Here is a 12,897-nt window from a genome sequence, read left to right on the forward strand (position 1 = left end):
AAAAAGAATGCCAACACCCTTGCATTTGAAACGGGTAACACGAAATCCGTGACCCAACCAGCTAAACATCGAATCATTCTTGTGGAGTGACACGCTTTTTCACGGATAAGCCTCAAAGAGGGATCCAGGAGGTACGCACATCTATCTCTCTGACCAAGAAATGATTATACCAGAGGTTTAGCGATATTGGTTACGTAGAGTGTCAGCTCATTCATCTGAACAATAAGGATTAGGTTTTCAAAGAACGTTCGGGTAGGTTTTTTAACTTAACCCAATATCTATCTTACAAGTGAGGTTGATTTATGTATACAAACTTAATAAAAAAGACAATGACAATTCTGTTAACCTTATGCCTGGTACTGGGTATGATCCCGGGACACGGTGTCTATGTATTGGCTGCAACAAATGTGCCAACGGGCAATTACACTATTTCAAGCAATGGCGACTATCAATTGGATGCAGGATATTCCGGTAAAATCACCATTGCTGAGACAGCAACTGCTGTAAGAATTATCGGAAATGGTGCTCACACTGATACAAGTATTGGTGTGGAAGGTGGGAGAAGCTCAGCACTGGAATTAACCATTGAAGACCTCAACATAACGGCTCCAGTATCGGGAGGTAATAGTGGTGAGCATGGTATCGATTTTTCTAACACCGGTAATTATGGACATAAGCTTTGGCTCAAAGGGAATTGCTCGATTATGGGGGATCAAGCAGGTATTGCTGTAAATGATGGAGTGCAGCTGACAATAGACAAGGCAGCCGATGTTGCAAACGATGCTGATGCAGTACTTACTGTACTTGGTAAAAATGGTTCTGCAGCTATTGGCGGCTATTATAAAAATAATCACACTGATTACGGTAGCTGCGGTGAAATAACGATCAATGGTGGAACCATAAATGCCACAGGAGCAGCGGCTTACCCAAATTTTGTTTACGGAGCAGCAGGTATCGGTGGAAGTCTTATTTCTGTTCAAGGCTTTACAAAAGGCGGAACCATAACAATTAATGGAGGTATTATAACGGCAACTGGAGGAGAAGCAGCGGCAGGTATCGGAGGCGGTATGGGCTTTAATTATAATGGAGCCAGCCAAGGAATAATAACTATTAATGGCGGAACTGTTGTCGCTTCAGGAAATAAAACTGGAGCAGGTATTGGTGGTGGTAACACGGGGGGAGGTTACATCATAAATATCAATGGTGGGACTATTACGGCCAATGGAAGTGCTGATATGGCGGAAGGTGCCGGTGCAGGCATAGGAAGCTCTTCATTTGGATTTGGCTCTCCCACGATTGTAAATATATCTGGTGGTACGATAACAGCAACGGGAGGAACTAACAGCAACTTTGGAGGGTCGGGTATTGGCAGTGGTTATTTATCTGAACAAGGAACAATAAATATTACCGGGGGTTCGATAACGGCCATTGGTGGAAGTAATGGAGGCGCAGGTATTGGCGGAACATCGGGTAATAATGGTGAAAAAGTTACCATTTCAGGCAACCCGCTCGTTAAAGCCTTTGCTGGAACCGGAGCTGAGGATATTGGTAAAGGTAAAGGTATGGGTGGAAGCAGTGGAACCTTAAAAAATGGAACGGATGACTGGGTCTATCTGAAATTTAATGTAACCAAAGAAGGAAGCAATGTAGCCGGAGCAACGATTAATATAAATTCAAGCCAGTACACAACGGATGCCGGTGGGTATGCCTATTGCTTTGCGCCGAAAAGTAATACGGCATATACCATAGATGCAGCAGGGTGTCAACAAGCATCGGGGACAGCAAGCAATGCTAAGATCAGCAATTTAGTCAATGTTACAATGACTGCGGCGGTGACCTACACCGTAACCTTCGAGAGCAACGGAGGAAGCGCGGTCGCCGCGATCCCTAATGTGGTAGAGAATAGCACCGTAGCCTTGCCGGCACCGCCGCCGACCAAAGCAGGATACAGCTTTGCCGGGTGGTACATCGATAATGACATCTTTGCCGATGAATTCACGGCGGACACTCCCGTGACAGGCAATCTTACAGTCTATGCCAAATGGACGCCCCTGCCTCCGGCAAGTTACACCGTAAGCTTCGAGAGCAACGGAGGAAGCGCGGTCGCCGAGATCCCCAATGTGGTAGAGAATAGCACCGTAGCCTTACCGGAACCGCCGACCAAAGCAGGATACAGCTTTGCCGGGTGGTACACCGATAATGACACCTTTGCCGATGAATTCACGGCAGGCACTTTCGTGACAAGCAATCTCACAGTCTATGCCAAATGGACGCCCCTGCCTCCGGCAACTTACACCGTAAGCTTCGAGAGCAACGGAGGAAGCGCGGTCGCCGCGATCCCCAATGTGGTGGAAAATAGTACCGTAGCCTTACCGACACCGCCGCCGACCAAAACAGGATACAGCTTTGCCGGGTGGTACATCGATAATGATACCTTTGCCAACGAATTCACGGCAGGCACTTTCGTGACAAGCAATCTCACAGTCTATGCCAAATGGACGCCCCTGCCTCCGGCAACCTATACCGTAAGCTTCGAGAGCAACGGAGGAAGCGCGGTCGCCGCGATACCTAATGTGGTAGAGAATAGCACCGTAGCCTTACCGACACCGCCGCCGACCAAAGCAGGATATAGCTTTGCCGGGTGGTACACCGATAATGACACCTTTGCCGACGAATTCACGGCAGGCACTTTCGTGACAAGCAATCTCACAGTCTATGCCAAATGGACGCCCCTGCCTCCGGCAACTTACACCGTAACGTTTGAGAGCAATGGGGGAAGCGCGGTCGCCGCGATCCCCAATGTGGTAGAGAATAGCACCGTAGCCTTGCCGGTACAGCCGACCAAAGCAGGATACAGTTTTGCCGGATGGTACACCGATAATGGGACCTTTGCCGATGAATTCACGGCAATTACCCCTGTGACAGGCAATCTCACAGTCTATGCCAAATGGGCAACCCTTCCTACGGATGATTCATCGGATAGAGACGACTCCACGTCTCCCTCCACACCAACACCCCCGTCGACACCCCCAGCTACCGTCACAGGCAATGTTAAAGACGGAGCCACTGGCGGCACCGTGTCCAACGTTACCGCCACCGTAGCCAAGGACAGCCATAACCAGATAACCCTTACCCTGCCCGCGGCCCAGATTGCCGTCACCAAGCAGCCGGACGGTACAATCACACCGTTGCTCGATCTAGCTAAGGTAGTGATTACCAAGGATACAGGAACCCAGCTTTCCATCTCAGCAAACGGAACGTTCCAAATCGTGAACCTGGCCCAAGGTACGGACCACACCTTTAAGATCGGCTATGATTTAGGAAATGGCCAAAAAATTACCATCGGCACGATGGACATCACGGTCGATCCCAGCGGCAGCGTCAAACTCGATGTCACCTTAATCGACCCCTACGGCATCATTACGGATGGAAGAACAGGGAAAACCCTTGCCGGGGCCAAAGTAATCCTTTATTATGCCGATACCGCCCGGAATAAAGCCGCCGGCAAAACCCCGGGCACCCTCATCGAACTTCCCCGACTCGAAGAGTTCAAGCCCAACCAGAATATAAACCCTCAAAACAGCGACCCCAGCGGAGCCTATGGCTTCATGGTCTTCCCGGAAAGCGATTATTACCTCGTGGCGAACAAAGAAGGGTATGAGGAGTATAAAAGCCCCACCATCTCCGTCGAACAAGACCTCGTCAAATGGGATTTCAAAATGAATCAGCCCCTCCTCGGCATAAAACGGCTGGCCGGCCCAACCCGAGTCGACACCGCATTGGAAATCGCCAAAGCAACCTTCACTGCAAAAGTAAAGCATGTCATCCTAGCTACCGCTGCCAATTATCCTGATGCCTTAGCCGGAAGTGTGCTGGCCTACAAGCTCAATGCCCCCATCCTGCTTATCGACAGCTCCGGCGAAGAACAAGAAAAAGTTCTGGAGTATATAAGCATGAACTTAGACAGTGCAGGAACTGTCCATATTTTAGGCGGCAAAGGAATCGTCGGCAGTGAGATCGAAGAAAAAATAAAAGCGCGGGGCTTCGCAAAGATCACCCGGATTGGCGGAAAGGACCGCTATGAAACGGCCCTAAAGATCGCAGAATACTTAGAAGTACCCCAGGGGACCCCGGTCGTGCTAGTCTATGGGGAAGACTATCCTGATGCCTTATCCATAAGCAGCAGCGCAGCCGCAATGCAAAGCCCCATTCTCTTAGTAGGGCGAAATGAAATCCGGCCGGAAATAAGCCAAGCCCTACAAAAAATAAAGCCGATTAAAGTCTACATCTTAGGGCGCGAAGGAAAGATCAGCTCCGCAGTAGAAAAACAGGTTGCCGAGGCAGCAGGCTTAGGAGCTGATAAAATAGTGCGGATTGGTGGAACAGATCGTTATGAAACCGCATTGAAAATAGCCCAATACTTCAATTTGTCGGGACAAAATGTCAGTATAGCCACAGGAAAGAACTTTCCGGATGCCTTAGCCGGAAGCATCTATGCCGCAAACCACAACTCCCCGCTCCTCCTCTGCGATGAAGAACTGTCGGAAGAAGCAGCAGCATACTTAAGGACAAGGGCTATAACGGGAGGAACCCTTTTCGGGGGAGAAGGAGCCGTCAGTAAAGCAGTTGAAGAAATGCTGAAGCAGATCATCGGGAAATAAAGAAAATACATGAAGAAGGGAACTTGCCCTCCTTCTATAATGAAAACGGCGGCGGAAGGCCGTCGTTTTCATATGCAAATGCTTCTTTTCTACGCAAGGGCAGCCGGCGGCTCAGGATTCAATCGCTTTTAATTGCTTCCAGCGCCGATATTTTCACGGCTTTGTTGGCGGGATAGTACCCGGAGCCCACCCCGATAAAAATTGAAAAGACAACGGCAAAGCCGATAAGCCAGAGGGGTATAATGGATAGTTTGCTGCCGCCGGCACCTTCCGAAACAAAATTCATGATCAGTGAAATGATCAGACTGACGACATTGCCGACAACTCCACCCAGGAAACCAATAATACCGGATTCCGTAAGAAAAATAATACGGATATCCTTTACATAGCAGCCCAGCGCTTTCATAATGCCGATTTCCTTGGTCCGCTCAGAGATGGACATAATCATCGTATTGGTAATCCCAATAGCGGCCACGAACAATGAAATAGCTCCCAGTCCTCCCAGCATCAGCTGTTTTTGCCGCGCTTCTTTTTCCATGGGCTCACGGATGCTTTCCATAGATCGTGTATCAAAGCCAAGCCGCTTGATTTCCTTTTCCACTTCGGCGACTTTGGAAATGTGGTCTACCTTAACAAGAGCATTTTGATAGCTTTTCTTTTCGGTCGTGTTTTTTGCCGCACCGGAATCCTTTAAGATCTGTTCCAGAAAAGCCAGGTCCAGCAAGACACCTTCGCTGGTTTCGTAACCTTTGTTGTAATCTTCTTTGACGCGTCCGGTTGCTTCAAGGGGGATGCTGTACTTGGCGATGCCTTCCTTTTCCAGGACCAGAGTCAGGGAGGACGTGAGCGGGTTGAAGTAGGGGTCCGGCATATTGTTCTTGAGTTGGTCCGGATCGAAATTGTTAAAATCAATATTGGCGTAACGGTCAACCCGATTGCTTCCTTCCGGCCGATAGGAATCCCGGAAATTGTAAGCAAACATTTCGCCGACCAGCACCCCCTTAGTAGTGGCGGGGTATGCTCCATCCACAAGCTTGAATCCCAGTTTTTCCAGGCTGGAGCTGTCATAGGCCGCCACCGGGAGCCAATCGTTGATATATCTGTCGCCAATTCCGGCGTAGATCTTAAAGTAAATATCGTTGAACAGTTCGTCGGGAGAGATTTTCGGCGATACGGCGATGACATTGGGTATCTGAGCAATCGTTCTGATGCCGGCATCATCCAGTTTATTTTGATCGTTGCCCATATTGGGCACCATAACGGTGATAATTGTCAAATCTCCCATTTCCGCCAGCATTTCTTCCTGGGAGACTTTCGTGCCGATGCCGATGGATACCATAATGACAATGCTGCAACACCCGATCAGTACCCCCAGCACGGTCAATAAGGTTCTGGATTTGCGGCGGCGCAAATTGCGCAGGCACATTTTTAAAATATCTTTCCAAGTCATCCTCTATACCTCTGTTTTGGAAGGAGCATCTGTGCTTGGTGCGGTGCCGCCGGTTTTATCCTCCGTCAGCGGCAGGTCTTGGGCGGGCGCGTCTTCTTCCCAGGAAAAGTCGATGGCGCTTATTTTCTTTTGTGCCCGGGCTTTCCTGATGCGCATTACGGCAATTCCTATACCAGCCAGTAAGACAATGGCTGCGCCAATCAGCCAAGGGAGCGGGATTTTGCTATCTTGTTCAGGAGCCATTTCCGGCATGCCCATATCCATGGGGGGAGGCGCATCAAAAGCTGAGACCAGCACCGGAAATTCCTTGATGACAGGTTCTAAATTAGCGTCTTCATAAGTAATTCTGATGGTGAAGGACAGTTCCCCTGGCTGCAAAGGCATAAAAGCAAAACCGATGGTGCTGCTCTTTCCCGCCTCAATATTGCCAAGCTGCTGCACCTTGGCAGGCGTTTCCATTTCCCCTGTAATATCCTCAATCGCCGCCTCCACATTCGATATAGGGTTTTTCCCTTTATTCACATAGCTTAAAGTAATAACCGACTCCTGCCCGACAGCGACGAAATCAGGTAATTGAGGCTGCGCCAGTTCAAAACGATCCGGCAGGTAAATGGGGATGGACAACTTTTCGCTCATGGTGTTGGTGGCGCGTTTACTGCCGGTGTTATACTCATATTTAAAACTGACTTCTACCGTTTTAGCACCCGATATACTGGTTTGACCGGAGTTGGCGACGAGCAAGGCCTGCAAATCCAAATCCTGGGTAAGGGTTTGTCCCGCCCCCAGAGATTCATAGTAAAAGGTGTTGGAGGAGCTGGCCACAGAAAAATTCTCACCTGTTTCCAGGGTGACCACAATGTTTTCAATACTCAAGTTAGAGCTGGTATTGTAAAAATCCATGGACAGCTTGAAGGCTGTATTAGCTGCTACCGGAGCTCCCCCATAAGAGTAATTGCTGACGATGAGATAGGGAACCGAGGCGTCGGTTTCTTTATGACTTTCGGTCACCACAACAACCTTGCCGGAGGCCGTGCCCGGTACGATACCGCCGCCGCTGTCATAGGAATAGCTTGCGTCGACACCGATGGTTTGCAGGGATGAGGACGGCTCGCTGGCGGCCTTTACTTTGACGGTGATGCTTTCTTCCGTGTGACCCTTAATCTCTTTCAGGAAAAAAGAGCTTTGGCCGTCCGGGAAATAAAGGGAGTCTGAGGGATTGAGGGAAACTGTGATATCGGAAGCGGTTGTCTCCCCCATATTGGTTATTTGCAGAGTGACATCCTTCTCTTCGTCGCCTTTCAGAATGTCCTTGGTTTGGCTGCCGCTGATAAAAAGAACGGGCGCAGGGGATTTGTCGGCGGTTACAATGATAATTTTGCCGGTAGCCGTCTCCTGGACAATGCTGCTGCCGTTGGTATAGGAGTATTTTACCTCGACACCGATACTTTGCAGCGTCGAGGCCAGCGCACCCGCCGCCTTTATTCTCACGGTAAGGCGTTCTTCGGAGTTGCCTTTCATGTTGGGTAAGAAAAAGGAGTTTTTGCCGTTGGGAAAATAAATGGAGTCCGACGGAGTGAGCACAACATTGATCTTGGAAGCCATTGTATCGCTCATATTGGTGACTTTAATCGTTACATCCCTCTCGCCGTTGCTTTTCAGGACTTCGTCCGTTTGAACGCCGCTGATGAAGAGAATTGGCTCAGAAGATTCGTCGATTTCGCTGATCAGGTTAACTTTTTCGCTGGCGGTACCTTGGACAATGGCACTTCCGTTGTCATAATTATATTTGAGATCCACGCCAACGCTTTGGGACGCCGGGGGAAGCTCACTCCCCGTTTTGATTTTCACGGTAAAAGACCTGGTTTGTTTGCCGCCAATCGTATCTAAAAAGAAAGTGGTTTTACCGGCCACAAGGTAAATCGATTCTGAAGGGTTGAGTGTCACCACCGCATCCTGAAGGCTCGAGTCGCTGAGGTTTTCAATGTTGATGGTCAGATCCATGAGCTGATCGGGTTTCAAGGTGTCCCGGTTGAGAGAGCCGGTTATCAGCAGGGTGGGGGTGGGGGTTACTTTGTCATTATCGACAGGTTTGTTTTCCTGATCAACGCATTCCGTTATAGATAAATCTGTGATGTCATAATCTACAGATAAGCTCTTGTAGCCAACCATGAACTTAAAGGTTTTACCGGACCCGCTATACTTAACATCAGAGAATTTGATAGTCATGGCAAGGGGATCGTCGTCGTTTTGAGAGGTTATTGTAACTTCAGGATTACCACTCCCTGAAAAGCTATCCACTAATTTGGATACGTCAATATCCGCAGAACCTGATATGTCAGAACTCTTAATACCTGGGTTTTTCACAGTGATTTCCAGGTTTATCGGATAACCCGAGGGGACTGATGACAGGATGTTTCCAGAAGTATCAGTAACCTTATATCCGGTTATAGCCAGATTGCTTTTTATACCGGTTGTATCGGCCCCTAATGCTGCAGCAGTCCTCAAGGGGGAAACGATCAAAATTATAGCCAAAAGCATAGCCATTATGTAACGTAATTTTTGCAGAGTGCTCTTCATAATTCCTCCTTAATTCCCGTTAATCGGTTTATTTTTTATTTCATTGCTGACAATCTCGCCATCTACCAGTGTCACAATCCGGTCGGCATAAACTGTCATTTCCGGGTCATGGGTGACCAGGATGATGGTTTGCTTAAACGTCCCTGCAAAGTTTTTGATCATAGTCATAACTTCTTTGGTTGTTTTTGTATCAAGGTTCCCGGTAGGCTCATCCGCAAAAACAACCGCAGGTTTTGTGACAAAGGCCCTGGCAATTCCCACCCGCTGCTGCTGCCCCCCCGACATTTGTCCGGGATAGTGATGCAATCGATGCCCAAGCCCGACCTTTTGCAGCATGCTCTGGGCCATGGCATTGCGTTTTCCTTCCGGCACACCACGAAACATCAGGGGCAGGGCCACATTTTCTGTGGCGGTCAGCATAGGCAGCAAATTATAAGACTGGAAGACAAAGCCGATATATTTTTGCCTGAATTCGGCAAGCTGATCTTCATTTAAATGGGAAATGGGGACACCGCCTATTTTTACGCCCCCCTTAGAAGGTTTCTCCATCCCTGCCAATTGATTTAAAAGCGTACTTTTTCCAGAACCTGACGCGCCGAATATGCAGCACAGTTCCCCGCGATTTATGGAGAAGTTTATTCGTTTTAAAGCGACAACAACTTCTTCCCCCATAATGTATTCTTTGCGAAGGTTACGGATTTCAATTAATGGTTTCTCCAAATCCAATAGGTCTCCTTTTCCTGATTTTAAGCTACTATCTGTAAGCTTAAGGTCCGTTCTTATCGGTTTGTGAACTTCCCGGATTGTCCTGACTCATTAACCGAATTTTATATTTCCAACATCTAGGATTCGACAGCTATATTCCAAAACCCTTGCAATATCGGATTTTTATCGGAATTTTATGTTTTTTAGCAAATCTTGCTTAGGTATTTGTTTAAATCCCCTTAGTTAGCTTAGGTTAACCAAGGAGATTTCTTTTTGCCTTTCGAAGTACCTTCGGCATACTGCCCTTAAAGTACAGAAAAAGAAAATGAAAGTGTGAGCTGCGTTTGTTTTTATTGAGAGATTTTTGAGAGAGAAATTGATAAACTTATAGTAGATTATGAGAAAAGGTGCTGGATAGATTGAGAAGATATTTTAAGATAAAACAGCTTATCGCTGTGATAATCCTATTAAGCACAATGTTGCTGATGCTATCCACTATTTACTATACCGATGCTCCCGAACAAGAATCTCCTGCTGCTGTACAGGGGACTCTGGATCTGTCTTCCTGGGACTTCACAAAGGATAGGAGTGTCTTCCTAAATGGAGAATGGGATTTTTACCCGGGAAAACTTCTGCAGCCTGAAGAGCTTCCCAAGGAAACTCATTATTTCATGAAAGTTCCCGGGGGCTGGGATAAAACAAAGGGGGCTTTCCTTCAGAAATCAAGGGGAAACGGCACCTACAGGCTCTCTGTAAAGCTGCCGGAATTGCAGGAGCAGCTGGGGTTAAAAATTCATAATATATGGATGGCCCACAGGCTTTTTATCAACGGTCAATTGGTCAAAGAATCCGGACTGCCCTCAGACAGTCTTGAGGGCTATCAGGCCCTTAATACGCCATACGTTGTTGTAGTAGAGCCGGCTGAGGAGCTGGAGATCGTTATTCAGGTATCGAATCAAGTCCATTTTACGGGAGGAATTGCCCACCCCATTCAGCTGGGGCTCAAGAATTACATAGAGAAGAAAAATATGCTGGCCTTTGGAGGAGATATGGCAGTTTTTCTGCTGTTTCTTATGTTTGGAATTTATCACCTTCATATGTACAACATGAGGGACAAAGAAAAAACCTACCTGTTCAGCGGACTGTTTTTGCTAAGCATCTCTATAGTCTCAATTACTTTTGGGGAAAAAGTTTTAATGCAGGTTTTTGAGGAGATCCCCTTTGCCGTGGCTTATAAATTACAGGATTTTTTTCTTTTTGCCAGCTTTGCAGCGCTGACTTTATTTATTCAGTCCCTGGAGCCGGGAACTATCAAGGGGAGGAATTTAATTCTATCCCTGATGCCCGTGCTGATTTATCTGGGAGTGGTTATCTTGATACCCTACCACTGGTATTCGCCCGTCAAATTATATATTACTTTTTACGCTAATTTACTGCTGTTTTTTTATATTATAAGACTTATCTATATGCTTTTTTATAAAAAACAGGGAAAATTGCCCCTTAATGAGTCGGTTTATATTTTCCTGTGCTGTATATTTGCCGGAGTCATCATTATTGATTACAACTTATATTATTCAGGATATACCAATGGAAATATGATTGCGAGATTAGGGATATTCGCCTTTTTGCTCAGCCTCAATCTCTTTTTGTCCAGGCGGTTCACCAACAAAATGAATGAAGTACAAGCCCTTTCCGAGGAATTGATAAGGTCCAGGGAAATAAAGGATGAGTTTCTGGCCAGAACATCCCATGAGCTGAAAACTCCCCTCCACGGTATTATCAATATCTCCGGCCACCTTTTGAAGGGAGAGACATCTTCCTTAAGCCTGGAGCAAAGGGAAAACCTTTTGTTGCTCCAGGATACTTCCTCCAGGCTTTCGCTGCTGGTTAATGATTTAGTTGACATAATAAAGCTTCGCCATGAGGACTTGCAGCTGAATCTTATCACGGTTGATTTATATGTGGTGATTCAACTGGTATTTCAACTGTTGTCCTTTGATTTGCAGGGCAAGGAAGTGAAGATGCTGAATAAAGTAAAACCTATGACCTTCGTAGAGGCTGATGAAAATCGCCTGAGGCAAATTTTATATAATATTACCTCCAACGCCATGAAGCATACGGAAAAAGGAGAAATTGTTGCCCAGGCAAGGGAGGAGGGCTTGGACATAGTCCTGACCATTTCCGATACGGGAAAGGGAATTCCGCAGGAACATTGGGAGCTGGTCTTTAAGGACTTCAATCATGATTCGCTGCCGCAGCAGGACTATAAACAGGGTATGGGTTTGGGGTTATATATCAGCAGGCAGCTGGCCAGAAAAATGAAGGGGGAGGTATGGATTGCCGATTCTGTTGTCAATAAAGGGACAAGTATGGCGGTACGACTTGCCAAGGGGCAGTGTTTAAACACCGAAATGACTGCCGGATCGGTATTGGAAAGAAAAGTTTGGAGTTCAAAACCAACAAGTTCCGGCTTAAGTGAGAAAATGAAAAAGATATTGATTGTCGATGATGAACCCACCAATATTAGAGTTTTATCCCTTATGTTGGAGGGAGAGTATCAGGTGTCTGCAGCCTATAGTGGGGAGAAAGCCCTGGAATCACTTAAAAACGAAAAATTCCATCTTCTTTTGACCGATCTGATGATGCCCGGCATGTCAGGTATCGAACTGACCCAACAAATAAGACAAAATTACTCTCTGATCGAACTGCCTATTATCATTGCCACAGCCAGGAACAGAGAGAGGGAAATAGAATTGGCTTATCAAAACGGCGCTAATGATTATATTACCAAACCCTTTACGGCAGAAGAGGTTCAATGGAGGGTAAGGAGCCTGCTGAAGCTGACGGATACCATGGAGAAGGCTTTTGAAAGTGAGATGGCTTATTTGCAGGCCCAAATCAAGCCCCATTTCATCTATAATGCTTTAAGCAATATCATTGCCCTCTGTCATGAGGATGGGGAGAAGGCTTCAGAGATGTTATCCCTCCTGAGCAGATATTTAAGACATATTTTTCAGCGGGATCAGAACCAGCAGACTTTACAACTGCAGCAGGAGCTGGACCTTATCAAAACCTATGTGGAAATTGAACAGCTGCGGTTTGGAAAGCATCTTCACTATGAAACCTATGTTGATCCGGAAATCCTCAATAAGGGGATAAAGATTCCGACGCTGCTTATTCAGCCTTTGGTTGAAAACGCCATACGGCACGGGCTTTTTAATAAAGAAGGAGAGGGAACGGTGTCTCTGAGGATTACGGAGGGGGAAGGATTTATTCACATTATCGTAGAAGACAACGGCGTAGGTATGAGTGAGGATGAGGTAGGGAGGATCCTGAACGGAAAAGGGGGAAAGGGTGTAGGCCTCAAGAATGTTTTGATGAGGGTAGCCTCCTTGCCCAAAGCTGCTTTTTTAATCGACTCTGAATTGGAAAAGGGAACCCGGTGCAGTATTTTTTTGCCCAAAGAGCTGGTTTAAATTCCAAAAATCCGCTTGTCTCGCGCTT

General features: G+C 47.0%; 5 protein-coding genes. 2 read left to right on the forward strand and 3 right to left on the reverse strand.

All coding sequences use genetic code 11. The features are described 5' to 3' along the window. Nucleotides 1-302: 302 nt before the first annotated feature. Nucleotides 303-4,661: an InlB B-repeat-containing protein gene (locus DHAF_RS02525; RefSeq protein WP_015942796.1), complete on the forward strand. Its 4,359-nt coding sequence runs from the start codon at nucleotides 303-305 to the stop codon at nucleotides 4,659-4,661. A 118-nt stretch (nucleotides 4,662-4,779) separates the two neighbouring features. Here DHAF_RS02525 and DHAF_RS02530 read toward each other — a convergent pair whose 3' ends face one another. The 3 genes from DHAF_RS02530 to DHAF_RS02540 are packed head-to-tail and all read right to left on the reverse strand — an operon-like array spanning nucleotide 4,780 to nucleotide 9,414. After that, nucleotides 4,780-6,111, reverse strand: a complete 1,332-nt coding sequence (locus DHAF_RS02530) for an ABC transporter permease (RefSeq protein WP_015942797.1) — start codon at nucleotides 6,109-6,111, stop codon at nucleotides 4,780-4,782. A 3-nt stretch (nucleotides 6,112-6,114) separates the two neighbouring features. Next, a complete protein-coding gene (locus DHAF_RS02535) occupies nucleotides 6,115-8,688 on the reverse strand; it encodes a COG1361 family protein (protein WP_015942798.1) in 2,574 nt (857 codons plus the stop codon). 9 nt (nucleotides 8,689-8,697) lie between these two features. After that, a complete protein-coding gene (locus tag DHAF_RS02540) occupies nucleotides 8,698-9,414 on the reverse strand; it encodes an ABC transporter ATP-binding protein (RefSeq protein ID WP_015942799.1) in 717 nt (238 codons plus the stop codon). Nucleotides 9,415-9,812: 398 nt separating this feature from the next. On the opposite strand from DHAF_RS02540, the gene DHAF_RS02545 reads away from it, so the two are divergent. Then, nucleotides 9,813-12,869: a hybrid sensor histidine kinase/response regulator gene (locus DHAF_RS02545; protein ID WP_242659924.1), complete on the forward strand. Its 3,057-nt coding sequence runs from the start codon at nucleotides 9,813-9,815 to the stop codon at nucleotides 12,867-12,869. The last annotated feature ends 28 nt before the right edge of the window (nucleotides 12,870-12,897 follow it).

Source organism: Desulfitobacterium hafniense DCB-2 (assembly GCF_000021925.1).
GTDB classification, from domain to species: domain Bacteria; phylum Bacillota; class Desulfitobacteriia; order Desulfitobacteriales; family Desulfitobacteriaceae; genus Desulfitobacterium; species Desulfitobacterium hafniense.